Genomic DNA, 22,904 nt, shown 5'->3' on the forward strand with positions numbered 1-22,904 from the left:
AAAGGAGATCAGATGGCTAAAAAGGCTATGGTCGAACGGGACCTCAAGCGTCGCCGTCTCGCCGAGAAGTACGATGCCAAGCGCGAGCGCCTCAAGGGCATCATGAAGAGCGAGGAAGCGTCGCCCGAGGACAAGTTCAAGGCAGCCATGCAGCTCGCCGAGATTCCCCGGAACGCGTCCAAGACCCGTATCCGCAACCGCTGCCTCGTCACCGGGCGTCCGCGCGGCTACTACCGTAAACTGAAGATGTCGCGGATTGCGCTGCGTGAGCTCGGCTCGCTCGGCAAGATCCCCGGCCTCGTCAAGTCGAGCTGGTAAGGGGGAACAGGTTCCATGTCGATCAGTGATCCTCTCGGCGATATGCTGACCCGTATCCGCAACGCGCAGATGCGCGGCATGCGGAAGACGATCAGCCCCGCCTCGAAGCTGCGCCAGCGCGTCCTCGACGTGCTCCAGGCGGAAGGCTTCATCCGCGGCTACACCCGCGTCGAGCATGACAACAACAAGGCCGATCTCGAGATCGAGCTGAAATATTTCGAAGGCGATCCGGTGATCAACAAAATCCGCCGTATCTCCAAGCCGGGCCGCCGAGTCTACTCGTCGGTCAGCGATATCGAGCCCGTCCGCAACGGCCTCGGCATCTCCATCCTTTCGACGCCCAAAGGCGTGATGTCCGACGCGGTCGCGCGCGAACAGAACGTCGGCGGCGAAGTTCTCTGTCAGGTGTACTGATCATGTCGAGGATTGGTAAGAAGCCCGTTCCCGTCCCCTCCGGCGTCGACGTCAAGGTCAATGGCCAGACCGTCTCCGCCAAGGGTTCGAAGGGTCAGATGGAGTTCGTGGTCAACGATCTCTGTCTGGTCGAGCAGACCGATGATGGCGTCACCGTCACCCCGGTCAACAAGTCCAAGGAAGCGCGTTCCATGTGGGGTATGAGCCGCACGCGGATCGCCAATGTTTTCGAAGGCGTGACCTCCGGCTTCACCAAGAAGCTGGAACTGGTCGGCGTCGGCTACCGTGCACAGATGAAGGGCAAGACCCTGGTTCTGGCGCTCGGCTACAGCCACGACGTCGAGTTCGAGCCGCCGCAAGGCATCGACATCAAGGTCGGCAAGCCGACCGAGATCGAGATCTCCGGGATGGATAAGCAGGCGGTCGGCGAGACCGCTGCGAAAATTCGCGGCTTCCGTCCCCCCGAGCCCTACAAGGGCAAGGGCGTCAAATACGAAGGTGAGTACATCTTCCGCAAAGAAGGGAAGAAGAAGTAAGCCATGCCTCTTACCCGAATTGCAAAGCTCAAGAAGCGCGCAGGCCGTACCCGGACTGCAGTCGCCAAACGTGCGGGCGGACGTCCTCGTCTGTCCGTCTACCGCTCCGGCAAGAACATCGCGGCCCAGATCATCGACGATCTGGCCGGGAAGACCCTCGCTTCGGCCTCCTCGCTGGAGAAGGACTTCCGCGAAGGCTCCAAGGGTTCGACCGCCGAGGCTGCCGCCAAGGTCGGTGCCCTGGTCGCCGAGCGCGCCAAGGCTGCCGGTGTCGAGAATGTCGTCTTCGACCGCGGCGGCTACCTGTTCCATGGCCGGGTGAAAGCCCTGGCCGATGCCGCCCGCGAGGGCGGTCTGAAATTCTGAGGACTGAACGATGGCAAGAGAACCCAGACAAGGTGGTGACCGCCGTCGTCGCGGCGGCAATCGCGAGGAAGAGCGGGACGAGTTCCAGGACCGCCTCGTTGCGATCAACCGCGTCGCCAAGACCGTGAAGGGCGGCAAGAACTTCGGTTTCGCCGCTCTCGTGGTGGTCGGTGACCAAAAGGGCCGCGTCGGCTACGGCAAGGGCAAGGCACGCGAAGTGCCCGAGGCGATCCGCAAGGCTTCCCAGGAAGCCAAGCGCAACATGATCAAGGTCCCGATGCGCGATGGCCGCACTCTGCACCACGACGCCCAAGGCCGTCACGGTGCCGGCAAGGTCGTCATCCGCACGGCGCCTCCGGGTACCGGCGTCATCGCCGGCGGTCCGATGCGCGCCGTCTTCGAGATGCTCGGTGTCCAAGACGTGGTCGCCAAGTCGATCGGCACCTCGAACCCCTACAACATGGTCCGCGCCACGGTGGATGCTCTGAAAGAGCAGGCCAACCCCCGCTCCATCGCGGCGAAGCGCGGCCTCAAAGTGTCCGAGCTCATCTCGCGCCGCGCTGCGGTGCAGGCTGACGCGACGGCAGTGGATGCAGGCTGATGGCTGACTACGAGAAGAAAACCACGGGCCGCGGCCGCGTGGTCGAGAAGAACCAAGGCGCCGAGAAGGCGAAGTCCGAAGGCCGCGGTACCATCACCGTGCGTCAGACCGGCTCGCCCATACGTCGCGAGGCCTCCCAAGGCGCAACCCTCAAGGGTCTCGGCCTCGGCAAGATCGGCCGCGAGCGCGAGCTCGAGGACACGCCTGCTATCCGCGGCATGGTCCGCAAGGTTCGCCACATGGTGGAGATCGTCGGCGAAGAGGCGGCGAAGTAGAGCCAACTACCTCTCCCTCGGGAGAGGTCCAAATCTTCGATTTGGGGAGAGGGGCTTTCCATTTCTCCCCTCTCTCGATATCGAAGATATCGGTCTCTCCCCAGGGAGAGACTTTGCTGTTTCTGAGCCTAGTGCTCAGGCAAGACCAACAACAGGCGAGGGATGAACACCCACAGGGTGCCCGCACAGTCGAAAGGAAATATCATGAGCATCCGTCTCACCGACCTTCGTGACAACCCCGGTGCCCGCAAGGAGCGTAAGCGCGTTGGCCGCGGTATCGGCTCCGGCATCGGCAAGACCGGTGGCCGCGGTGTCAAAGGTCAGAAATCCCGCTCGGGCGTCGCCATCAACGGCTTCGAAGGCGGCCAGATGCCGCTCCACATGCGTCTGCCGAAGCGCGGCTTCAACAACCCAAGCGCCAAGACCTTTGTCGAGATCAGCCTGGCGACGCTGCAGGCTGCCGCCGATGCCGGGCACTCTTCGATCACCGAGGACGGCCTCGTCGAAGCCGGTCTCGTCCGCAATAAGAAGGATGGCCTGCGCCTCCTCGGCTCCGGCGAAGTCTCCTCCAAGCTCGACGTCACCGTGACTTACGCCACCGCCTCGGCCCGCGAAGCCATCGAGAAGGCAGGCGGCTCGGTCACCATGACCCGCCCCGAGAAGACCAAGCGCCTTCGCGGCAAGGAACGCGAAGAAGCGAAGAAGGCCAAGAAGAAGTAGGTAGGTGCTCTCCCTAGCCCCCAGGTATGAGATGCGCTTGGTGACCTCTCTATCGACCGAGGATTGCGAACGTCAGCTCAATCTGTGGGTGATGGATCACTACAGCCATCTTCTGTCGAGGATCGGGTCCGACCGCTTCAAACTCGTGCCGCCCCTCTACCGCAGAGGGCGCAACGCTGTTCGAAACGTTCTCAAGGGCCGATTGGTCAAGGAAGGTCCGGACACGAAAATTATTGCGGTGTCGGTGCTGCCGGTTCAGGTCGTTGCCATACGTATCTTCTTTCTAGTCGGCGGCTTTTCCTACGCCCTCCTTTTCGGATGGCAGTCCGGCTGGGTGAATGGCGATGTTGCGGTGGACGGTACTGATATAGCCATATCCCTTGCCTTTGCCGCTTTTGGCTTGATCGGAAGCCAGTCGTTAGGCGGGCGTTTCAAGAAGAAGGCGCGCTGGGCAGAAGAAGAGATGGCGAGACGCCTGATAGCCAAGGGCGCGAACGGAGTTCAATTAGCGATATGACCTCAGCCGCAGAACAAATGGCTTCGAACTTCTCCTTTGGCAATTTTGCCAAGGCGGACGAGCTTCGTAAGCGTATCCTCTTCACCCTCGGTGCCCTGATCGTCTACCGGCTCGGCACGTTCATCCCGATCCCCGGCGTCGATCCGGTGGCGTTTGCCGAGCTGTTCCAGACCCAGACCGGCGGCCTTCTCGGGACGTTCAACCTTTTCTCGGGCGGGGCGACGGAGCGGATGGCGATCCTCGCTCTCAACATCATGCCCTATATCTCGGCGTCGATCATCATGCAGATGATGTCCTCGCTGATCCCCTCCTTGGAGGCGATCAAGAAGGAGGGCGAGAGCGGCCGCCGTCAGATCAACCAGTATACGCGCTACCTCACAGTCTTCCTGGCGGTGGTACAAGGCTATTTCATCGCGGCGACGGTGGCGGGGCAGACGGCGCCGGGCGGTCTGCCGATCGTGCCCAATGCCGGTCCGTTCTTCATTCCCTCCACCGTCATCACTCTGGTCGGCGGCGTCATGTTCCTGGTGTGGCTCGGTGAGCAGATCACCGCGCGCGGTATCGGCAACGGCATCTCGCTGATCATCTTCGCCGGCATTATTGCCGAGCTGCCTAGGGCGGCCGCCGGCCTTCTGACCTCTGGCTCGACCGGCGCCTTGCCGGTCTTCGTGGTGCTCTTAGTCATCGGCCTCGCCATCGCGCTGATCGCTTTCGTGGTCTTCATGGAGCGCTCGCAGCGTAGGCTCCTGGTCCAGTACCCTCGCCGTCAGCAGGGCAACAAGATGACTCAGGGCGAGAAGAGCCACCTGCCGCTCAAGCTCAACACCGCAGGCGTCATTCCGCCGATCTTTGCGAGCTCGCTCCTCTTCCTGCCCGCCACCGCCCAAGGTGCCATCGGTACGGATGCGCCGCTCTGGCTCCAGGACCTCGTAGGCTCGATCACGCCCGGCAGCTGGCTCTACATCGCCATCTACGGGGCGGGGATCATCTTCTTCTGCTTCCTCTACACCTCCATCGTCTTCAATCCTGAGGACACGGCGGACACCCTCAAGCAGTATGGAGGCTATATTCAGGGCTACCGCCCCGGTGCGCGCACGGCGGAGTATATCGACTACGTGCTGACCAGGATCACCTGCATCGGCGCGGCCTATCTGACCTTCGTCTGCCTGATGCCGGAGTTCTTGCGGATGCAGTACGATGCCATCCCAGTCTATCTAGGGGGGACATCGCTTCTCATCGTGGTGACGGTGACCCTCGATACGGTGCAGCAGATTCAGGGCCACCTCTTGGCACAGCAGTACGAGTCGCTCATCAAGAAGTCGAAGCTGAGGGGAGCGCGCCGATGATCGTCATCTTTTTGGGACCGCCTGGAGCCGGGAAGGGCACCCAGGCCAAGATGGTGGCGGCGAAGCAGCACATCCCCCAGCTCTCCACCGGCGACATGCTCCGCGCCGCCATCGCAGCGGGAACCGAGCTCGGTCAGAAGTGCAAAGCGGTGATGGATGCGGGCGATCTGGTCTCGGACGAGATCGTCACCGGTATTATCGGCGAGCGCATCGCCATGGAGGACTGTCGCAACGGCTTCCTCCTCGACGGCTTCCCCCGCACGGTGCGCCAGGCCGAGCTTCTCGACGAACTCCTCGAAAAAGCGGGCCGCCAGGTGGACGTGGTGCTCGAGCTGACGGTGAACGACGAGGAGCTGATCAACCGGCTCAACTCCCGCATCCAGCAGACCAAGGATTCAGGCGGTGAGGTCCGCACCGACGACAATGAGGAGACCTTCCGCAAGCGCCTCGCCGTCTATAACGAGCAGACCGCGCCGCTGGTGCCCTACTATGAGAAGCAGGGGCTTCTGAAGAAGGTCGACGGGATGCAGCCGATCGAGGATGTCACCAAGTCCATCGAGAGGGCGCTCGCTACCTGAACTAACTCGGGTCTGTGCTTGACAAAGGCAGGACAGGCTTTAGACCCGCATTTTCCGCACGCATGGACGTGAACGGCGCCTTTGGCGTATCCCCCGTCCGAAGCTGACATCCGCGCCTCTTCGGCGCACCCGCAAGAGAGGAACCCGATGGCCCGCATCGCCGGTGTGAACATCCCCAACAACAAGCGCGTCCATGTCGCGCTGACCTATATCCACGGCATCGGCCCTTCGAAGGCGATGGAGATCGTCGAGAAGATCGGTCTTGATACCTCCCGCCGGGTCCAGGATCTGACCGACGCCGAGGTGCTGCGCATCCGCGAGACCATCGACGCCGACTACACGGTGGAGGGTGATCTTCGCCGCGAGAACGCGCAGAACATTAAGCGCCTCATGGATCTCGGCTGCTATCGCGGCCTGCGCCACCGCCGCGGTCTTCCGGTCCGTGGTCAGCGCACCCACACCAACGCCCGCACCCGTAAGGGCCCGGCGAAACCCATCGCAGGGAAGAAGAAGTAATGGCACGTCAGCCCCAACGCGCAGCTCCCCGCCGCCGCGAGCGCAAGAATATCCACTCCGGCGTCGTTCACGTGAACGCCTCCTTCAACAACACCCACGTCACCATCGCGGACGCCCAGGGCAACACGATCTCCTGGTCCACTGCCGGTCACATGGGCTTCAAGGGCTCGCGCAAATCGACCCCCTTCGCGGCTCAGATGGCTGCCGAGGATGCCGCGAAGAAGGCGATGGAGCACGGTCTTCGCTCGGTCGACGTCTTGGTTCGCGGTCCCGGCTCGGGTCGTGAGAGCGCGCTGCGGGCACTTCAGGCCGCTGGCCTGACGGTCACCACCATCAAGGACGTGACCCCCATCCCGCACAACGGCGTCCGCCCCCGCAAACGCCGCCGGGTCTAATTTCCGATGGGCCGGGGCGCGCCCTGAGCGCCCCATAGGAGAACCTATGCTAGAAAAGAACTGGCAGGAGCTGATCAAGCCGCAGAAGCTCGAAGTGCAGCCGGGTTTTGACCCTGAGCGCAAGGCGACCATCGTGGCCCAGCCGCTCGAGCGCGGCTTCGGTCTGACCCTCGGCAATTCGCTCCGCCGTATCCTGATGTCCTCGCTGCAGGGCGCTGCCGTCACCGCGGTGCAGATCGACGGTGTGGTGCACGAGTTCAGCTCGATCCCCGGTGTTCGCGAGGACGTCACTGTCATCGTGCTGAACATCAAGCAGCTCGCCCTGCGTAGCCACGCCGACGGTCCGAAGCGTTTGACCCTGCACAAGCAAGGTCCCGGCGTCGTCACGGCGGGTGACATCCAAGAGACCGCGGATATTGAGATCCTCGACAAGGACCATGTCATCTGCACCCTCGACGAGGGCGCCGATCTGCGCATGGAGCTGACGATCAACACCGGCAAGGGCTACGTGCCTGCCGATCGTAACCGTCCTGAGGACGCGCCCATCGGCTTGATCCCGGTGGACAGCCTCTACAGCCCCGTGCGCCGTGTCTCCTACCGGGTCGAGAACACCCGTGAGGGTCAGGTCCTCGATTACGACCGCCTGATCCTCGACATCGAGACCAACGGCGCGGTGACGCCTGAGGACGCTGCGGCCTATGCGGCGCGTATCCTCCAGGATCAGCTCCAGATCTTCGTCAATTTCGACGAGCCCAAGGCCGAGACCGGCGGCGAGAAGGAGGAGGAACTCCTCTTCAACGCAGCGCTCCTCAAGAAAGTCGACGAGCTCGAGCTTTCCGTGCGCTCGGCCAACTGCCTGAAGAACGACAACATCGTCTATATCGGCGACCTCATCCAGAAGACCGAAGGCGAGATGCTTCGCACCCCGAACTTCGGCCGTAAGTCGCTGAATGAGATCAAGGAGGTCCTGGCCTCCCTCGGCCTCCATCTCGGCATGGACGTGCCGGACTGGCCGCCGGACAATATCGAGGAGCTGGCCCGCAAGTTCGAGGACCAGAGCTAAACCCCTCTCCCGGCAGACAAGCTGCCGACCTCTCCCAAGGGAGAGGTGAGGGCTAGGAGTTGAGGTCTGTTCCTACCTCTCCCTCGGGAGAGGTCCAAATCTTCGATTTGGGGAGAGGGGACAGTCTTTCCATTTGTTGCTGAATGTGCCATTCGCGCGCCTTCAGACAATACCCAAACCATCCGGCGGTGCCGGAGTAGTGGAGAGTAACCCATGCGCCACGGCATTGCGCACCGCAAACTGAACCGGACCGCCAGCCACCGCAAGGCGATGTTCGCCAACATGGCGGCCTCGCTCATCAAGCACGAGCAGATCGTCACGACGCTGCCCAAAGCCAAAGAGCTGAAGCCGATCGCCGACAAGCTGATCACGCTGGCGAAGAAGGGCGACCTTCACGCTCGTCGCCAGGCGATCTCGAAGATCCGCGACGTAGAGATGGTCGGCAAGCTCTTCGACACGCTCGGCCCTCGCTACCAGGAGCGCAACGGCGGCTACACCCGCGTGATGAAGGCGGGCTTCCGCTTCGGTGACAACGCGCCCCGCGCCGTCATCGAGTTCGTTGACCGCGACGAGACTGCCAAGGGTCAGGACAGCGGCCCGACCATGAAGCTGGTCGAGGACGACGAGGCGTAAGCTTCACACCGAACTGATTTTGAGAGCGCCGTCCGGTTCTCCGTGCGGCGTTTTTTCTTGTCCGAATAAGGCGGGGCGGGCGCGCTGGTGAAGGCTGCTCACGGCGCTAGACGCCGGGGGCGGCAGCGCCTCAAATGCCTTTATGTTCAAGACAGCCCTTTCCGTTCTCGCCCTTTCCGTCAGTTTCGCTTCCGCTGCGGAGGTCACCGTTCTCCGAACGGACGGTCTCGTAGCCGTACCGGGGGAGGGAGCGGCCACCGAGGCGACGATCCTCATCGAGGGGAGCACGATCCTGGCGGTTCGCCAGGGTTCGGTGTCGGATGAGACGATCGAAGGCGAAGGCCACGAGATCATCGAGAGCTACGACCTCACCGGCCACACGGTTCTACCCGGCTTCATCGACGGCCATGTCCACATCACCAGCGAGAACAACCCGCAGGGGCGGCTCCAGAACGTCCAGCTCTCTGCCGCCGACCGCACCATGCTGGGGGCTCTTCATGCTAAGCGGACGCTCGACGCCGGCTTCACCACCGTGCGCGATGTGGGGGGCAATGCTCAGGCGGTGAAAGCGCTGCGAGACGGCATCGAGATGGGCGCGGTCTCCGGCCCGCGCATCGTCATGACCGGCGGCGTCGGCATCACGGGCGGGCACGGCGACGGCAGCCTGGGCTATATCGACGAGATCGCCCGCTTCCAGAACGACGAGCGCATCTGCAACGGCGCGGACGACTGCATCAGGGCGACCCGCTGGGTCATTGCCCGCGGGGCGGACAGCATCAAGATCGCGGCCACCGGAGGCGTGCTCTCCAACACGGCAACCGGCGTCGAGCAGCAGATGATGGATGACGAGCTCGCCGCCATTGTCGGCGCCGCAGGCAATTACGGCCGCGATGTCGCCGCCCACGCCCACGGCAAGCAGGGCATCGAAGCGGCGCTCAGAGCAGGGGTCCGCTCCATCGAGCACGGCACCTATGCCGATGCCGAGAGCTTCCGCCTGTTCAAGCGCAACGACGCCTTCTTGGTGCCGACGGTGCTAGCGGGCGAGACGGTGACCGAGTGGGCCGCTGACCCGAACACCTTCCTGACGCCTCCGCAGAAGGCGAAGGCGGCGACCGTCGGTCCGCAGATCAAGGACATGCTAGGCCGTGCCCACAAGGCGGGCGTGAAGATCGCCTTCGGCACCGATAGCGGCGTCTCCCGCCATGGCGAGAACGCGCGCGAGTTCGGCCTGATGGTCGAGGCGGGCATGACCCCCGAGGAGGCCATTCGCGCCGCCACGGTGATCGGTAGCCAGAACGTCTCGATGGAAGACAAGATCGGCACCATCGAGGAAGGAAAGCTCGCCGACATCATCGCCATCGACGGGGACCCCTTCGAGGACGTAACGGTGCTGGAGGACAGCGTCGTCTTCGTCATGAAGGACGGTGAGGTCGCCAAGGCGCCGGGTCGCTAAGAACCCGCACTCAGCTTTCCGAAACTGTGTAGGAGGAGGATAATATGAGGCATTTCTTCTTGTCACTGTTCGCCGTCCTCGCCGCAGCTTGCAGCACGACGCCCGGTACGGACGAGCTGACCAAGCGTGACGAGGAGACCGTCCGCGTGATGGTGCTCGGTAGCTACCATTTTGCCAATCCCGGCCGTGACCTCAACAATGTGGAGGCGGACAACGTTTTCTCCCCTGTCCGCCAGCGTGAGCTCGAGCAACTTGCCAAGGCACTCTCCTCCTTCGGACCGACCGTCGTGGCGGTCGAGGGAACCGCTGAGCCGCCCTATGACGACCCGATCTTCGACGCTTTCGACGACGCCATGCTGCAGAGCGACCCCGATGAGGCCGTTCAGATCGGCTATCGCCTCGCATCGGAAGCGGGGACATACCGTGTCTACGCCATCGACGAGTTTCCGAGTGCGGAGGAGCAGGTTCATCTCCCCTACGGCTACTTCCCCTTTCCGCCCCTGAGTAGCTTCGCCGAAGAAACAGGGCGTACGGAAGATCTTGAGAGGATCACCGATCTCAGCGCCTTCACCCGTAACTTCGAAGAGGCGCAGAGCACGATGACCATCCCGGAGCTTCTCCTTCTCTACAATGATGGCGAGGGGAGCGAGCGGCTGGATGACTTCTACTGGAACGTCACGACCTTCGGGGAGGGAGAGAACCAGCCAGGGCCGGAGCTTGCCGCCTTCTGGTTTCTCCGCAACGCGAAGATCTTCAACAAGATGGTGCAGGTCACGAGGCCCGGCGACCGGGTGGTGATCGTCTACGGAGCGGGCCACGGCGCTTGGCTGCGCGAGTTGGTCGAGAAGACTGATGGTTACGAACTGGAGCCGGTCGCGCCCTATCTCCGCCGGGCTGCTCATGAACTAGAGGGTATGTCCCGCTAGCGCTGCCGCATTGAGCACTGCCTACTCAGCGGCCACAGCGTCGTGGCCCGTGGTCCGTCCGCCGCCTTTCCAGCGGTCGGCATAGGCGTCGTGGACCTCCTGCATCGCGCGGTTTTTGCCGACGATGAGGGCGCGGTTCTGGTAGCGGTGGAGGAGCTTGTGAAACTCCGCGTTCCGGTAGCGGGGTTGGCGCGTGGCCGCTGCCTTCAGGTAGCCCCACAGCATCGACCAGGCGCCCACCACATAGGGGCGGCGGCGGGCGGCATTGACGACCGAGGCGAAGAAATAGGGGAAGCTCGACCCCATATAGTACTGGCCGAAACCGTGCCGTGCACGGCCTTTCAGGATGCCCTTGTCCGAGCTGCCCATGGGCCGCAGATGGTCGACGCGTAGATCGTCTTCGTCCGCACTACCCGTTTCCCAGCCGTGAAGCCTGGCCGTGTGGCCGTCGATGGCGTCCCACATGACCTGCTGCACGAAGCCGCCGATCTGATCGTAGCACTCGGTGCGGTAGAACTTGGACATGCCGAGCGCCGCGATGTCGTCGCAGCCTTCGGAGACGAACTCGCCGCTGGCCGTGTGGTAGTAGGCCTTGCCGGAGAAGCAGCCGAGGCGCGGACGGCTCTCCATGATCTCCACCAGCCGCTCGAAATAGCGGTGGGGCAGGTCGAGATCGAGGTCGATCTTGCACACATAGGCGTACTTCTTCCAGTCCTCGGTCGCGAGCCCTGCGTTGAAGGCCTCGACGACGCCGCCGCCCACCTTGCGCTGCTCGCGCCTCGGGCGGTGCACCACCTCGATGAAGTCGTGCTTGGCCGCGTACTCGTCCGCGATCTCGCCGGTGCGGTCGGTGGAGCCGTCATTGACGATGATGAACTTGGTCGGGCGAAGGGTCTGGGCGACGACGCTGTCCAGCGTTCGGCGCATGAACTTCTCCTCGTCCTTACAAGGACCGATAAGAAGATAGGAGCGGTCGGGGTGGCTCATGAGGGGCTGCCTCCACGGAACAGTTTTTCAAGGCGGTCGAGGTTCACCTCTAGGGAGAACTCGGCTTTCAGGTGGTCGAAGGCGGCGCGGCGCATACGCTCCGTCGCCAGCTCATCGGTGAGGGAGGCGGCGAGCTGCCGCCCTAGATCGTCAGTGTCGCCTGGTTCGGCCAGGAGCCCGGTGGCGCCGTGCTCGATCAGCTCCGGTATGCCCGAAAGTCTCGTCGAGACAACCGGCACACCGGCGCCGATGGCCTCCATCAGGGCCACGGGCAGGCCGTCCATGTCACCGTTCTGATCGCGGCGGCAGGCGAGGGCGAAGACGTCGAGGCTGGAAAGCCACTCCAGAACGTCCGTGTTCGACATGGCACCGAGGAGGGTGACCCGGTCGCCGAGGCCAAGCCCCGTGATCTGCGCTTGCAGTGCCTCGCGCAAGGGGCCGTCGCCGACGATCTCCAGACGGACGCCGGGCACCTCTTCCGCCACGCTCTCCAGTGCCGCGATCAGGTCGCCCATGCCCTTCTTCTCGACTAAACGGCCCAGCGAGCCGATGGTCGGCGGCTGGTTGCTCTTCCGCCGCTCGGGCAGACTGTCGGGGATACCCGGCAGGCCGCAGCGGATGATCGGCATCTTGTCCTCGGGCACGCCCTTTTCGAGGAGAAGCCGGCGGTTGTACTCGGTGATCATGGCGAAGCCCGAAGAGCGCTCGCCTTTCTGCTTCAGAAGAAGTGGCCGCTCGAAGAGGTCGTTCGCATGCCCCATAATGGTGAAGGGGATGCCTGCGAGCTTCGCGGCGTACATGCCGATCTGAGTCGGGGTATGGGCGAAGTGAATATGAAGGTGCTCGACCCGGTCGCGCCTCAGATGCTCGGCAAGGGTCATGGCGGCGAGGGCCTGGACCGGCAGCTTGACGGCGGCCTCGGGCAGCTCGGCCATTCCCAGCGCCGTATCGCGCACCACCTGTGCCTGCAGCGCGAGGGATGCGCCCGCACGAGCCATGCCTGCCGAGGCGGCCTTGGTGAGCTGCCTAAGGGCGCCGCCCTCGTAGAGCACTTTCACCTCGCCGATATCGAGATCGGTGGCGGGTTTGGCGGGGGGCCTCACCGTGTAGGACATGACCTCGTGCCCGCGCTCGCGCAGACCGATGATCTCCCGGTAGATGAAGGTCATGCTGAGAGCGGGAATCTCAGGCGCCAGATAACCAATTCGCACGATCCCGCTCCTACCTGGCCCTAGCCCACCACGGCCAACCGGCTGAGACTTAGGCACTGCCCCCATAATATCCAGTAAAACCGCCCCTAAAGGCAACGCCGCTAGAGGGTAGGCGGCGCAAGCGGCACCCTGAAAGGTTGTGGAGGCGGAAGCTGCGCTGCATCTCTTGCATCGAGGGGCGCAAAGACCCACCAAAAGGGGGCGGCAATTCTCGGGTGACGGTGACCATGCGTAGTATTCTCCTCCTCCTACCCCTTCTTCTGGTCTGTCAGGCGGGCGCGCAGCCCCGCCAGGACACCATGCAGCCCCGTAACGGGACCGAGCTGCGCGCGACCTACGCCCCAGTGGTCGAGGAGACGGCGCCGGCGGTGGTCAACGTCTTCACCAGCCGCCGGGTCCAGGCGCGCAGCAGCGTCTTCGACGACCCGATGTTCTCCCGCTTCTTCGGCCAGATGGCCCCCCGGCAGCAGCCCCAGAGCTCGCTCGGTTCCGGCGTGATCCTGTCGGAGGACGGGCTGGTGGTGACCAACAACCACGTCATCGAGGGGATGGACCAGATCCGTGTCGTCCTCACCGACAGGCGCGAGTTCGATGCCGAGCTGCTGCTGGCGGACCCGCAGACCGATCTGGCGGTCCTCAAGATCGACACCCCCGACCCCCTGCCGACCTTGCGTTTCGCCGATAGCGACGCGGCGGAGGTGGGGGACATCGTGCTCGCCATCGGCAACCCCTTCGGCGTGGGCCAGACAGTGACCTCGGGCATCGTCTCGGCGCTCAGCCGCACCAATGTGTCCATGTCGGACTTCCAGTTCTTCATCCAGACGGACGCGGCCATCAATCCGGGCAATTCAGGCGGCGCGCTGGTGGATGTGGACGGCAGGCTGCTCGGCATCAACACGGCGATCTTCTCCCGCTCAGGCGGCTCCAACGGCATCGGCTTCGCCATCCCCGGCAGCGTGGTTCAGCGTGTGCTGGCCTCGGCGCAGGGAGGCGAGAGCATCGTGCGCCGCCCCTGGATCGGCGTCGTCGGCAGCGACATCGACGGGAGGATCGCAGCGGCGCTGGGCCTCGACCGTCCGCAAGGGGCGCTCATCAACCAGATCTATCCAGGCGGTCCCGCCGCCAGCGCCGGTCTTCGCGAGGGCGACGTGGTGCTGCGCATTGGCGGGCGCGAGGTGCGCGACGCCGAGGCCCTTCGCTACCGCCCTGCCACCCGCGAGGAGGGCGAGCAGGTGCAGGTGGACTATCTCCGCGAGGGCCGCGAGCGCCGGGCCAGGGTAAGGCTGGAGCTACCGCCTGAGACCCCCGCCCGCGACGAGACGCAACTGCCGGACAACACCCTGTTCCAGGGCATCACGGTGGCGAACCTCTCGCCTGCGCTGAACGAGGAGCTCGGCCGCAACCCCTTCGATACCGGCGTGGTGGTCACCTCGGCCGATCCGAGACGGGTGGCCCGGCGAACCCCTCTCAGGCCCGGTGTGAAGGTGCTGGAGGTCGGTGGGCGCGAGATCACCAGCGTCGAGGGCCTGGAAGAGGCCCTCAGACAGCGGGACATCCGTACCTTGACTGTCCGCACCCCTCGGGGCCGGGTGTCGACCTACCGCGTCCGGTGAGCGGCCTCTTCGAAGCGGCAGGCCTGGAGAAGGGGGCGCCCGTGCCCTTGGCCGAACGTCTGCGCCCTGCCTCGCTCTCGGAAGTGGTCGGTCAGCGGCATCTTCTGGGTGAGGGCGGCAAGCTGTCCGTGCTGCTCACAAGCCCGAGCCTCCCCTCGATCATCCTGCACGGCCCGCCGGGGACGGGGAAGACGACCCTGGCGCGTCTGATCGCTCAGGAGAGCGGCGCCCATTTCGAGCAGCTCTCGGCCATTTTCACCGGCACGGCGGACCTCAAAAAGGCCTTCGCCGCCGCCGAGGCGCGCCGTGCTTCGGGGCAGGCGACTGTCCTCTTCGTCGACGAACTTCACCGCTTCGACAAGCGCCAGCAGGACAGCTTCTTGCCGGTCATGGAGAGCGGCGTGGTCACCCTGATCGGCGCGACGACGGAGAACCCGAGCTTCGCCCTCAACCGAGCGCTTCTGTCCCGCGCGGCGGTGCTCAAGCTGGAGAGGCTGGACCCCGACGACCTGGAGAAGCTGACCGAGAGGGCGGAGACGGCGCTTTCCGCTGGGCTGCCGCTGACGGAGGAGGGGAGGCGGACCCTCATCTCCCTCGCCGATGGGGACGGACGTGCGCTGATCGGTCTGATCGAGCAGATCGCGAGCCACCGGGGCGATCCTCTAGGACGGGATGAACTTCTCCGCTCCTACGCAGCGCGGGCGACCGCAGGCGATAAAGGCGGGGACATCCACTACGACCTCGCCTCGGTGCTGCAGAAGTCCATCCGTGGCTCCGACGACGATGCGGCCCTCTACTGGACCGCGCGGATGCTGGCGGCGGGGGAGGACCCGCTCTTCATCTTCCGCCGCCTGACGGTGATCGCGTCGGAGGATATCGGCAATGCCGACCCCCGTGCGCTGCAGGTCGTGGTGGCAGCACGGGACGCCTTTCAGCAGCTCGGCGAGCCCGAGGGCCATATCCCGCTGGGCCAGGCTGTCGCCTATCTTGCCACCGCGCCCAAATCCAACGCCAGCTACGCAGCCTTCAAGGCTGCCAAGAGGCTAGCGAGGGAGCACGGCTCCCTGCCGCCGCCGCTCCATGCGCTCAACGCGCCAACCAAGGGCATGAAGGAGGAGGGCAGGGGCGAGGGCTACCGCTACGACCACGACGAGCCGGACGGCCATGCGGGGCTGAGCTACCTGCCCGAGGGGCTGGAGCGCACCCCTCTCTACGAACCGCCACAAAGAGGCTACGAAAAAGTCATCGCGGAAAGGCAAGCCGCCTACCGCCAAAAGCGGGAAAAGGGGTAAGCTTTACCCTGTTACGGCAGGGCAGCAGACCAACGATCAGGAACAGTCCGGTGAAGTTCGCGTTCTTTCTACTCACGCTCATTATCCTGTCCGTCGCCCTGCTTTACGTTCTGGGCGATCGTCGCCAACCTCAGACCAGGACCATCACCCAAGAGGTCGAGCTTCAGGCTCGGTAGTTATATGAAGCAGCTTCTCGTCTCCCTCGCCGCCCTCGGCGCCGCGCTGTCTCCGGCTGCGGCCCAGGTCGAGCGGGCCAGCTTCGATTCGAGCCCTTTCGCCCTAGGGTCCCTGACCGAGCGGGAGGGCGCGCTGCCCCGCGAGCTCTGGCGGGGCTCGAGCGCCGAGACCGTGGCGGCGCAGTTCGCCTCCCTGCCGGTCAGGTTCGAGGACACCGCCAAGCGTGAGATGCTGCGCCGCGTCCTCCTCTCCCCCGGCGAGGGGCCGGAGGGGGCCGATGCGGGGCTCGCCGGTCTCAAGCTCCTGAAAGCCGCCGAGGCTGGCTACGCCTTCGAGGCGGGCTCGTTGGCCGAGCTGACACCGGGCCTCACCGTCCAACCCGCCCTCAGCCGCATCGTCGCCATCCGCGACCTCTATGCGGGGGACACCGAGCAGGCCTGCGGCAGGGGTGCTTCCTTGCGCGAAGGCCGCCAGGACCCGTTCTTCGTGCGCCTTCGCATCTTCTGCTACCTCTACGCCGATGAGCGTCCGGCGGCTGAGCTGACCCTGTCCCTCGCCCGCGAAGAGAACGTGCTCACCGAGCAGGACGAGCGCACCTTCGCGAGCCTCCTGGCAGGCGTCACGCCCACGAGGATGCCCACCGATCCGCTGTCCTACGCCGCCTTCCGGCGCCTGGGCGGCCTGGTCGGACCGGGTGATGTGGCCGATCTCCGCCCGGCAATCGCGGCGGCGGTGGCGATGGATACCGGCCTCTCTTCCCAGGCCAGGGAAGCGGCGCTCCTGCGGGCGGCTCGCGAGAACCTCCTACCGCACCGGGAGCTGGGCGACGCAGCCATGCGGCTCGAGAACTCCCGCCTTCAAGCCACCATCGCTTCGATCCGCGTCATGCAGGAGGGCAGCCCCGAGCGTCAGGCCGCCATCGGGCAGGCGCTCCTCGATGCGGGCACCGATACCGATCAGTTTCTCTTCCTCACCAAGGCTTTCTCCCAGGAGATCGCCTCCTCCGCCGCCGGGCCGCAGACCGCGCCTTACGCGGTGGAGTTCGCGATGGCCGCGCTCCTCCTACGCCGCTTCGACGCCGCCGAGCGCTGGATGCAGACCGTGGCCGCCGAACAGTCGGTGGGCGGTGAGCGAGCGTTCCTCAACCTCGCCAACCTCTACGGCGCCGTTCGCCCCTCCGCCGCCCAGCGCCTAGCGGGCGCCATCGGCGAGCGGATCGTCGAGCCGGAGCCCGTGCCCTTCGAAGTGGTCGACCCGCTGGCTCAGGTGGCCGAGCGCGCCGATCTGAGCCTCGCAGCCGAGCACGGCATCAAGGCCGCCGCCGAGGGTAGCCGCGCGGGCATGCTGCTCGCTGCCCTGGAGCTTGGCGCGGTGCAGGCCTCGGGCGAGGCCGAGCTTGCCCGAGACGCCATGGCCGAGACGCTCTACAGCGTGGCCGACGCAGCACCCATCCTCGCCGATATCCGCTTCGAGGAGCAGGCGCTCTCCTACACCGGCAAGCTGCGCGAGGAGGTGGTCAACTCCCAGGCCTACGTCCCCCGTGTGAAACCGGCTCGCTGAGGACGGTTCGCAGTTTGTTGGGGGATCGCTGCTAGGCTCCGGCTGACAAAGCCCACGGCTATCGCTAGGGCAGCCCGAAGAGTTTGCGGGGCATCGCTGCCCCATCTGTAAGGAGAGCCCTCCATGCGCACCTATCTCGACTTCGAAAAGCCCGTCGCCGAGCTCGAAGGCAAGATCGACAGCCTGCGGGACCTCGACGATGAGCGCTCTGCCGCCGAGGTGGAGCCTGAGATCCAGCGCCTCGAGGAGAAGTCGCAGAAGCTCCTCCAGGAGACCTATGAGAACCTGACGAGGTGGCAGAAGACGCAGGTCGCCCGCCATCCCAACCGCCCGCACTTTATCGACTATGCGGAGACGATGGCCGAGGGCTTCACCGAGCTGGCTGGCGACCGCGCCTTCGGCGACGACCAGGCGATCCTGGGCGGCCTCGCCCATATTGGCGGGCACCGCTGCGTGATCATGGGTCACGAGAAGGGCCGCGACACCGAAAGCCGCCTCACCCACAATTTCGGCATGGCCCGGCCCGAGGGCTACCGCAAGGCGATCCGCTTGGTGGAGATGGCCGAGCGCTTCGGCCTGCCGGTCATCACCCTGGTCGATACCGCAGGTGCCTATCCGGGCCGCGGCGCCGAGGAGCGCGGCCAGGCGGAGGCCATCGCCTCCTGCACGGCGAAGTTCCTGGAGGCCGAGGTCCCGATCATCTCCGTCATCACCGGCGAGGGCGGCTCAGGCGGCGCGGTGGCGCTGGCGGCAGCCAACAAGGTGCTGATGCTGGAGCACTCGATCTACTCGGTGATCTCGCCCGAGGGCTGCGCAGCGATCCTCTGGAAAGATGCCATGGCCAAGGGCGACAACAAGGCGCCCGATGCCGCCGACGCGATGAAGATCTCCGCCCAGGACCTCGAAGCCTTGGGCGTCATCGACGCTATCATTCCCGAGCCCATCGGCGGCAGCCACCGCGCTCCCGAAGAAGCCATGGGCAATGTCGCCTCGACCATCGCCCGCTTCCTGGACGAGCTGACAGCGATGAGCGCCGCCGAGCTCAAGGCTCAGCGGCGCGACAAGTTTCTGGAGCTCGGACGCCAGGGTCTGGACGCCGCGGCGTAAGACTCGCGCTTCCTCCCCCTTGCAGGGGGAGGGGCGACCGCGTCAGACCTTCCGCTTACGTCTGGCGACCGCCACACCGAGCGCGGGTAGGATCAGGGCTGCCGCACCGGGAAGGGGCGTCGCCACCACACTCACGGCGTCGATGTCGAAACCGTCCGTGCTGGGACCGTTCGGGAAGTTCGCAGCGCTCGTATCGACGAGAGCGAGGTAGCGGAACGTGCCGTTGATGAGGGCGGAGGCGCCGTTCTGGGCGTCGGCGTTGAACAGCTCACCCGCGCTGATGAAATCGTCGAAGACATCGTTGATGTCGTTGCTGCCGAAATCATAGTCGTTGCCGTACCAGACTTCGAGGCTCTCGGGGTAGGTGCAGGCACCGGCGGAACCCATCCGGCAGTTGAAGGTCACTTCCCACACCGTGGCGGGGCCGGTGACCTGGGTGCCGAAGTCGAAGACGGCGAAGCCGTAGCTGCCGGTAGTCGGGTTGCTGAGACCCAGCGAGAGAAAGTCGCCGTCCGGCGCGCCGAGCGCGTTCTGCGGATTGTCGCGGTCGTTATTGCCGCTGACCGTGCCGTTGTTCTGCCAGTCGATGTCGATGGCGTAGATGGTGTTGGCGTGGGCGGAAAGACCGAGCGCAAGGGTGGCAGCGCCGGCAAGAAGAGCTTTGAACATGTGGGTCCCCAGGGGTTAATTTCCTGGAAACCAGCGATGCAAGCTATGTGCCAAGGCAGTGGTAGACGGGTTTGAATATTGCCGCAGCGGTTTTCTACTCTCTTCACCTTTCCCTCAGGGAGAGGTCGAAGGCTGCTGAAGCAGGTTTCGGTGAGGGCGTCCTCAGAACTAATTCCGTCAATTACTCGGGCGTTTCTATCCTCAGCAAACGCCGGTGGCCCCCTCCGCCCTTCGGGCACCTCCCCCACTGCGTAGGGGAGGGAAGCAGAACCAACGTCCGCTCTCTGTATCGCTCCCCTCTAGAGGGGGAGCTGCCGGCAGGCTGAGGGGGAGGAGCCACCAGCGCCTATGTTTTCATCTGTTTGCTAAGGATAGAAACGCCATTATTTATCCTCACTCGATATAGTAAACATCAACCTCTCCCTTCGAAGAGATTAGCGCAACCACCCTCGGCGGGGGTTTCCGGCACCGCCGTCGAAACCGACCCACTAGCACCAGAGCGAGGCAGCTCAGTCCTTCTTCAGATTGGCCAGCACCGCAAACGGGCTGTCCGGGTCGGCCTCTTTGCGCTTTCTCGGGCCGGAACTGAAGGTTCTCGGCTTCTGATCCTTGGGCGGACGTTTGCCGCCCTTACCCTTCGGACCCTGGCTGCGGGGACCGTCGCGTTTCTCGCCTCGCTGTCCGGGCTTGCCGCCCCGGCGACCGTCTTTCTGGTCGCGGCGGGGGCCGCGCGGCGGCTGGTAGCGCCAGAGGGTGACCGTCTCAGTGACAGTTTCGCCCTCCGCTAGCGGAGCTTCAGCGGGCGGAGTTTCCGTAACTGGAACATCTTGGGAAGCTGCCTGGTGTGTCTCGGTCGGTTCGGCTTGGGAAGTTTCAGCTGCCGGGTCACTGGTCGGCGCTTCTGCTTCCTTCTCTTCGGATGCCGGTTCCGACACGGCCTGCTCGGCTTCGGCGGTTGGCGGAGCGGTCCCCACCTGCGTCGCTGCGTCAGGAGCCTGGCCCTCCGCTACCGGCTCATCCGCCGGAAGCTGCCTCGCCGCGGTGGCCGCGGGGTCCTCGACGGTCTCCGCCACCGGGTCGGCGACCACGGGGGCCGCGACCTTCACCTCACGCTCCACGGTCTGCTTCTTGTAGCCAAGGTTCTTGAGAATGTCCTCGAAGGCCTCGCCGGAAACGCCGACCAGGCTCATCATGCGCTGGTTGGTCTCGAAGCCCTGGCGGCCGCCTTCGTCGCGGGCCTTGCGAATCTCCTGGGCGAGGCGCTCCAGCATGTCGATGCGCACGGCCCGCTTGCCCGAGGGTCGGTAGCCGACGGCGTACCAGAAGGCGTGCGGCACCGTCTCGTCGGCCTCGACCGAGGTCGCGCCCGCGGGCGGCAGGGCGTATCTGCCCGGTGCCGCCTCGCTGCTGAGGGACCAGAGGAGGCCGAGAAACTTGGCCGGGGCGGGTTTGAGAAGGGCGGGGAGGTGCAGCGTGTACTCGCCGAAGCGCACACCGAGTTTTCTGAGGCCCGCACGCTCATCCTGGGTCAGGGCTTTGACCTCATCGGCGATGGGGCGGCGGGACATGGCGCCGAAATTCTCGACCAGGCGGAAGGCCACGCCTCTTGCGTTCGCCGACAGACCTTCGGGATCGTCGGATGGTCTGTTCAGCGCGCGCTGCAGAGCGACCAGCGGCCCGGCCAGACCTTCGACCCGGTCGGCGATGAACTGGCGCAAACGGTCCTGCACCGCGCCCACGGCGGAAGCGGGCATGTGCTCCATCGCCACCAGCTCGAAATCGGGCCGCAGGGGCTGCGGGCCGCGTCGGAGCTTGGCGATGGGGCTGCCGCGCCAGGTGATCTCACCGCTATCGGCCAGCTTCAGCTCGTCCGGCTTCGCTTCAGCCAAAGCGGAGGCACGGGCCATCAGCTCCGGGCCGAGAGCCTTCAGCGCGGCAAAGCGCACGCGCTTCTCGTGCGGCCCCCTGGCCTTGGGGTCGAGGATGAACTGAAAGCCCAGGAGCCTTCCTACGAACTCGCCTTCCACGACGACCTCTCCATTGTTGCGGACGCCTGCCAGGAGCGGGGCGTCGTCCTTGAGACGCTTCAAGAGCACTGAGGTGCGCCGGTCAACGAAGCGTTGCGTCAGACGCTCGTGCAGGATGTCCGAGAGCTTGTCCTCGATCCGCCGCGCCTCGCCCTGGAAGTAGCCCGCATCGTCCAGCCAGCCAGAGCGGTGGCTGAGATAGGTCCAGGTGCGCACATGGGCGATGCGGTTCGAGATGGCGTCGATATCGCCGTTCGGATTGTCGAGGCGGCTGAGCTGCAGCTCGGCCCACTCCCGGCGGATGCTGCCCCGCTCAATGAGCTGCTCGTAGAGCTCGCCCAGGATGATGGCGTGCTGGTCCGGGGTGACCTTGCGGAAGTCGGGGACTTGGCAGACCTCCCAGAGCAGCTTCAGCGCTGCGCCGCCCCTGGCCATCTCGCGGATGTCGTGACGCCGCGCGAGTCGGCGTAGGGCGTCCTCGTCATCGTCGGTTCTGGCGCGGACCAGGCCTTCTTCGGTTGGCGCCTGCTCCAGCGACTTCAGAAGGGCGGGCAGGCTGCCGAACCGAACGTTCGGGTTCCGCCACTGCAGCGCGGTGACGGGCTGGAACGTATGTTCGGTAACCTGGTGGATCAGCTCCTCGTCGAAGGGCGGGCACTCCGCCGTCGAGCCCCAGGTGCCGTCGCGCACGTGGCGTCCCGCGCGGCCTGCGATCTGCCCCACCTCGGCAGGCTGCAGGTTCCGCGCGTTGCGGCCATCGAACTTCCTCCCTTGCGCGAAGGCCACATGGTCGATGTCCATGTTGAGGCCCATGCCGATGGCGTCGGTGGCGACGAGGTAGTCCACCTCGCCGTCATTGTAGAGCGCGGCCTGGGCGTTGCGGGTGCGGGGGCTGAGTGCGCCCATCACCACCGCCGCGCCGCCGCGCTGACGCCTGATCAGCTCGGCGATGGAGTAGACCGCGTCCGCTGAGAAGGCCACGATAGCGGTTCTCCGCGGCAGGCGGGTCACTTTCTTATGGCCCGTATGGGTGAGCTGGCTGAAGCGCTCCCGGCCCAAATACTCGATGCCGGGGACCAGCCGCGACAGGATCGGCCCCATCGTGTCCGAGCCGAGAAGCAAGGTCTCGTGCTGGCCCCTTGCGTGCAGGATACGGTCGGTGAAGATGCGGCCCCTGTCGGCATCGGCGGCGAGCTGCACCTCGTCGATGGCGAGGAAGCTGACCCGGCGTTCGAGCGGCATCGCTTCAACCGTGCAGACCCAGTAGCTGGGGTTCGGCGGGACGATCTTCTCCTCGCCGGTGATCATCGCCACCGCCCGCTCGCCGCGCCGGTCCACCATCTTCTCATAGACCTCACGAGCGAGAAGCCTCAGCGGCAGGCCGATCATGCCCGTGGGGTGGGCGGCCATCCGCTCCAGCGCGTAGAAGGTCTTGCCGGTATTGGTGGGGCCGAGAACGGCGGTGACGCCGCTGGGGCCGAGCCCTGTCTGCGGCCGCATGCGTGAGGACATGCCTAAGAGCTAGAGCAGGGTTGGCCTTCGGCGTCAAAGCGGCGATAGTGCTCACTGTAGCGTGAAAGAGCGACACGGGTTGGAAGGGCTCT

General features: G+C 65.1%; 25 protein-coding genes. 21 read left to right on the forward strand and 4 right to left on the reverse strand.

From position 1 onward, the window contains the following. Window positions 1–12: 12 nt before the first annotated feature. The 16 genes from rpsN (at window position 13) to NOG11_RS03150 (ending at window position 10,657) form a co-directional block, all read left to right on the forward strand. Window positions 13–318: a 30S ribosomal protein S14 gene (rpsN, locus tag NOG11_RS03075; protein ID WP_256618162.1), complete on the forward strand. Its 306-nt coding sequence runs from the start codon at window positions 13–15 to the stop codon at window positions 316–318. Window positions 319–333: 15 nt separating this feature from the next. Then, a complete protein-coding gene (gene rpsH / locus NOG11_RS03080) occupies window positions 334–732 on the forward strand; it encodes a 30S ribosomal protein S8 (RefSeq protein WP_256618163.1) in 399 nt (132 codons plus the stop codon). A 2-nt stretch (window positions 733–734) separates the two neighbouring features. Further along, window positions 735–1,268, forward strand: coding sequence for a 50S ribosomal protein L6 (gene rplF, locus NOG11_RS03085; RefSeq protein ID WP_256618164.1), 534 nt, complete (start codon window positions 735–737; stop codon window positions 1,266–1,268). A 3-nt stretch (window positions 1,269–1,271) separates the two neighbouring features. Then, entirely contained in the window at window positions 1,272–1,634 is a 363-nt protein-coding gene (gene rplR, locus NOG11_RS03090) for a 50S ribosomal protein L18 (RefSeq protein WP_256618165.1), read from the forward strand. A gap of 10 nt (window positions 1,635–1,644) precedes the next feature. Further along, window positions 1,645–2,235 carry a 30S ribosomal protein S5 gene (gene rpsE / locus NOG11_RS03095; protein WP_256618166.1) on the forward strand — a complete coding sequence of 197 codons (591 nt, stop codon included), beginning with the start codon at window positions 1,645–1,647 and terminating at the stop codon, window positions 2,233–2,235. A gap of 92 nt (window positions 2,236–2,327) precedes the next feature. Then, a complete protein-coding gene (rpmD, locus tag NOG11_RS03100) occupies window positions 2,328–2,510 on the forward strand; it encodes a 50S ribosomal protein L30 (protein WP_370468218.1) in 183 nt (60 codons plus the stop codon). A gap of 210 nt (window positions 2,511–2,720) precedes the next feature. Continuing rightward, window positions 2,721–3,230, forward strand: a complete 510-nt coding sequence (gene rplO, locus NOG11_RS03105; protein WP_370468219.1) for a 50S ribosomal protein L15 — start codon at window positions 2,721–2,723, stop codon at window positions 3,228–3,230. A gap of 40 nt (window positions 3,231–3,270) precedes the next feature. Further along, window positions 3,271–3,747, forward strand: coding sequence for a hypothetical protein (locus NOG11_RS03110; RefSeq protein ID WP_256618168.1), 477 nt, complete (start codon window positions 3,271–3,273; stop codon window positions 3,745–3,747). After that, entirely contained in the window at window positions 3,744–5,093 is a 1,350-nt protein-coding gene (gene secY / locus NOG11_RS03115; RefSeq protein WP_370468201.1) for a preprotein translocase subunit SecY, read from the forward strand. The genes NOG11_RS03110 and secY overlap by 4 nt, the downstream gene beginning before the upstream one ends. After that, the gene (locus NOG11_RS03120; protein ID WP_256618169.1) at window positions 5,090–5,671 is read left to right on the forward strand and encodes an adenylate kinase; all 582 of its coding nucleotides are present in this window, start codon (window positions 5,090–5,092) and stop codon (window positions 5,669–5,671) included. Before secY ends, NOG11_RS03120 begins: the two co-directional genes overlap by 4 nt. Window positions 5,672–5,818: 147 nt before the next feature. Further along, window positions 5,819–6,187, forward strand: coding sequence for a 30S ribosomal protein S13 (gene rpsM, locus NOG11_RS03125; protein ID WP_256618170.1), 369 nt, complete (start codon window positions 5,819–5,821; stop codon window positions 6,185–6,187). Beyond that, complete coding sequence (gene rpsK / locus NOG11_RS03130) at window positions 6,187–6,582, forward strand: 30S ribosomal protein S11 (protein ID WP_256618171.1); 396 nt, start codon at window positions 6,187–6,189, stop codon at window positions 6,580–6,582. The genes rpsM and rpsK overlap by 1 nt, the downstream gene beginning before the upstream one ends. Window positions 6,583–6,628: 46 nt before the next feature. Continuing rightward, window positions 6,629–7,645 (forward strand): DNA-directed RNA polymerase subunit alpha, encoded by a 1,017-nt coding sequence (locus NOG11_RS03135; protein ID WP_256618172.1) that lies wholly within the window; start codon window positions 6,629–6,631, stop codon window positions 7,643–7,645. Window positions 7,646–7,858: 213 nt separating this feature from the next. Then, on the forward strand, window positions 7,859–8,278 hold the full coding sequence (gene rplQ / locus NOG11_RS03140; protein ID WP_256618173.1) for a 50S ribosomal protein L17: 420 nt from the start codon (window positions 7,859–7,861) through the stop codon (window positions 8,276–8,278). 142 nt (window positions 8,279–8,420) lie between these two features. Next, window positions 8,421–9,731, forward strand: coding sequence for a metal-dependent hydrolase family protein (locus NOG11_RS03145; RefSeq protein WP_256618174.1), 1,311 nt, complete (start codon window positions 8,421–8,423; stop codon window positions 9,729–9,731). Between the two features lie 44 nt (window positions 9,732–9,775). Next, on the forward strand, window positions 9,776–10,657 hold the full coding sequence (locus tag NOG11_RS03150; protein ID WP_256618175.1) for a DUF5694 domain-containing protein: 882 nt from the start codon (window positions 9,776–9,778) through the stop codon (window positions 10,655–10,657). A 21-nt stretch (window positions 10,658–10,678) separates the two neighbouring features. On the opposite strand, the gene NOG11_RS03155 is transcribed toward NOG11_RS03150, so the two are convergent. Continuing rightward, window positions 10,679–11,644, reverse strand: coding sequence for a glycosyltransferase family 2 protein (locus NOG11_RS03155; RefSeq protein ID WP_256618176.1), 966 nt, complete (start codon window positions 11,642–11,644; stop codon window positions 10,679–10,681). Next, the gene (locus tag NOG11_RS15095; RefSeq protein WP_256618177.1) at window positions 11,641–12,855 is read right to left on the reverse strand and encodes a glycosyltransferase; all 1,215 of its coding nucleotides are present in this window, start codon (window positions 12,853–12,855) and stop codon (window positions 11,641–11,643) included. Before NOG11_RS15095 ends, NOG11_RS03155 begins: the two co-directional genes overlap by 4 nt. A 227-nt stretch (window positions 12,856–13,082) precedes the next feature. On the opposite strand from NOG11_RS15095, the gene NOG11_RS03165 reads away from it, so the two are divergent. The 5 genes from NOG11_RS03165 to NOG11_RS03185 all read left to right on the forward strand — a co-directional run bounded on the left by NOG11_RS03165 (window position 13,083) and on the right by NOG11_RS03185 (window position 18,604). After that, window positions 13,083–14,468 carry a Do family serine endopeptidase gene (locus NOG11_RS03165; RefSeq protein ID WP_256618178.1) on the forward strand — a complete coding sequence of 462 codons (1,386 nt, stop codon included), beginning with the start codon at window positions 13,083–13,085 and terminating at the stop codon, window positions 14,466–14,468. Next, window positions 14,465–15,760: a replication-associated recombination protein A gene (locus NOG11_RS03170; RefSeq protein ID WP_256618179.1), complete on the forward strand. Its 1,296-nt coding sequence runs from the start codon at window positions 14,465–14,467 to the stop codon at window positions 15,758–15,760. The genes NOG11_RS03165 and NOG11_RS03170 overlap by 4 nt, the downstream gene beginning before the upstream one ends. A gap of 50 nt (window positions 15,761–15,810) precedes the next feature. Continuing rightward, complete coding sequence (locus NOG11_RS03175) at window positions 15,811–15,936, forward strand: hypothetical protein (RefSeq protein WP_256618180.1); 126 nt, start codon at window positions 15,811–15,813, stop codon at window positions 15,934–15,936. Window positions 15,937–15,940: 4 nt separating this feature from the next. Continuing rightward, window positions 15,941–17,497, forward strand: coding sequence for a hypothetical protein (locus NOG11_RS03180; protein WP_256618181.1), 1,557 nt, complete (start codon window positions 15,941–15,943; stop codon window positions 17,495–17,497). 123 nt (window positions 17,498–17,620) lie between these two features. After that, complete coding sequence (locus NOG11_RS03185; protein WP_256618182.1) at window positions 17,621–18,604, forward strand: acetyl-CoA carboxylase carboxyltransferase subunit alpha; 984 nt, start codon at window positions 17,621–17,623, stop codon at window positions 18,602–18,604. 42 nt (window positions 18,605–18,646) lie between these two features. On the opposite strand, the gene NOG11_RS03190 is transcribed toward NOG11_RS03185, so the two are convergent. Further along, the gene (locus NOG11_RS03190) at window positions 18,647–19,273 is read right to left on the reverse strand and encodes a hypothetical protein (protein ID WP_256618183.1); all 627 of its coding nucleotides are present in this window, start codon (window positions 19,271–19,273) and stop codon (window positions 18,647–18,649) included. A 509-nt stretch (window positions 19,274–19,782) separates the two neighbouring features. Next, on the reverse strand, window positions 19,783–22,812 hold the full coding sequence (locus tag NOG11_RS03195) for a helicase-related protein (RefSeq protein ID WP_256618184.1): 3,030 nt from the start codon (window positions 22,810–22,812) through the stop codon (window positions 19,783–19,785). Between the last annotated feature and the right edge of the window lie 92 nt (window positions 22,813–22,904).

The sequence above is a fragment of the Parvularcula maris genome, from assembly GCF_024505085.1.
Taxonomy (GTDB): Bacteria; Pseudomonadota; Alphaproteobacteria; order Caulobacterales; family Parvularculaceae; genus Parvularcula; species Parvularcula maris.

Excerpts from the sequence above, each read along its gene's own strand:
- rpsN (WP_256618162.1), top strand. The coding sequence starts at position 13 with ATGGCTAAAAAGGCTATGGTCGAACGGGACCTCAAGCGTCGCCGTCTC.
- rpsH (WP_256618163.1), top strand. The coding sequence starts at position 334 with ATGTCGATCAGTGATCCTCTCGGCGATATGCTGACCCGTATCCGCAAC.
- rplF (WP_256618164.1), top strand. The coding sequence starts at position 735 with ATGTCGAGGATTGGTAAGAAGCCCGTTCCCGTCCCCTCCGGCGTCGAC.
- rplR (WP_256618165.1), top strand. The coding sequence starts at position 1,272 with ATGCCTCTTACCCGAATTGCAAAGCTCAAGAAGCGCGCAGGCCGTACC.
- rpsE (WP_256618166.1), top strand. The coding sequence starts at position 1,645 with ATGGCAAGAGAACCCAGACAAGGTGGTGACCGCCGTCGTCGCGGCGGC.
- secY (WP_370468201.1), top strand. The coding sequence starts at position 3,744 with ATGACCTCAGCCGCAGAACAAATGGCTTCGAACTTCTCCTTTGGCAAT.
- NOG11_RS03120 (WP_256618169.1), top strand. The coding sequence starts at position 5,090 with ATGATCGTCATCTTTTTGGGACCGCCTGGAGCCGGGAAGGGCACCCAG.
- rpsM (WP_256618170.1), top strand. The coding sequence starts at position 5,819 with ATGGCCCGCATCGCCGGTGTGAACATCCCCAACAACAAGCGCGTCCAT.
- rpsK (WP_256618171.1), top strand. The coding sequence starts at position 6,187 with ATGGCACGTCAGCCCCAACGCGCAGCTCCCCGCCGCCGCGAGCGCAAG.
- NOG11_RS03135 (WP_256618172.1), top strand. The coding sequence starts at position 6,629 with ATGCTAGAAAAGAACTGGCAGGAGCTGATCAAGCCGCAGAAGCTCGAA.
- rplQ (WP_256618173.1), top strand. The coding sequence starts at position 7,859 with ATGCGCCACGGCATTGCGCACCGCAAACTGAACCGGACCGCCAGCCAC.
- NOG11_RS03145 (WP_256618174.1), top strand. The coding sequence starts at position 8,421 with ATGTTCAAGACAGCCCTTTCCGTTCTCGCCCTTTCCGTCAGTTTCGCT.
- NOG11_RS03150 (WP_256618175.1), top strand. The coding sequence starts at position 9,776 with ATGAGGCATTTCTTCTTGTCACTGTTCGCCGTCCTCGCCGCAGCTTGC.
- NOG11_RS03155 (WP_256618176.1), bottom strand. The coding sequence starts at position 11,644 with ATGAGCCACCCCGACCGCTCCTATCTTCTTATCGGTCCTTGTAAGGAC.
- NOG11_RS03165 (WP_256618178.1), top strand. The coding sequence starts at position 13,083 with ATGCGTAGTATTCTCCTCCTCCTACCCCTTCTTCTGGTCTGTCAGGCG.
- NOG11_RS03180 (WP_256618181.1), top strand. The coding sequence starts at position 15,941 with ATGAAGCAGCTTCTCGTCTCCCTCGCCGCCCTCGGCGCCGCGCTGTCT.
- NOG11_RS03185 (WP_256618182.1), top strand. The coding sequence starts at position 17,621 with ATGCGCACCTATCTCGACTTCGAAAAGCCCGTCGCCGAGCTCGAAGGC.
- NOG11_RS03190 (WP_256618183.1), bottom strand. The coding sequence starts at position 19,273 with ATGTTCAAAGCTCTTCTTGCCGGCGCTGCCACCCTTGCGCTCGGTCTT.
- NOG11_RS03195 (WP_256618184.1), bottom strand. The coding sequence starts at position 22,812 with ATGTCCTCACGCATGCGGCCGCAGACAGGGCTCGGCCCCAGCGGCGTC.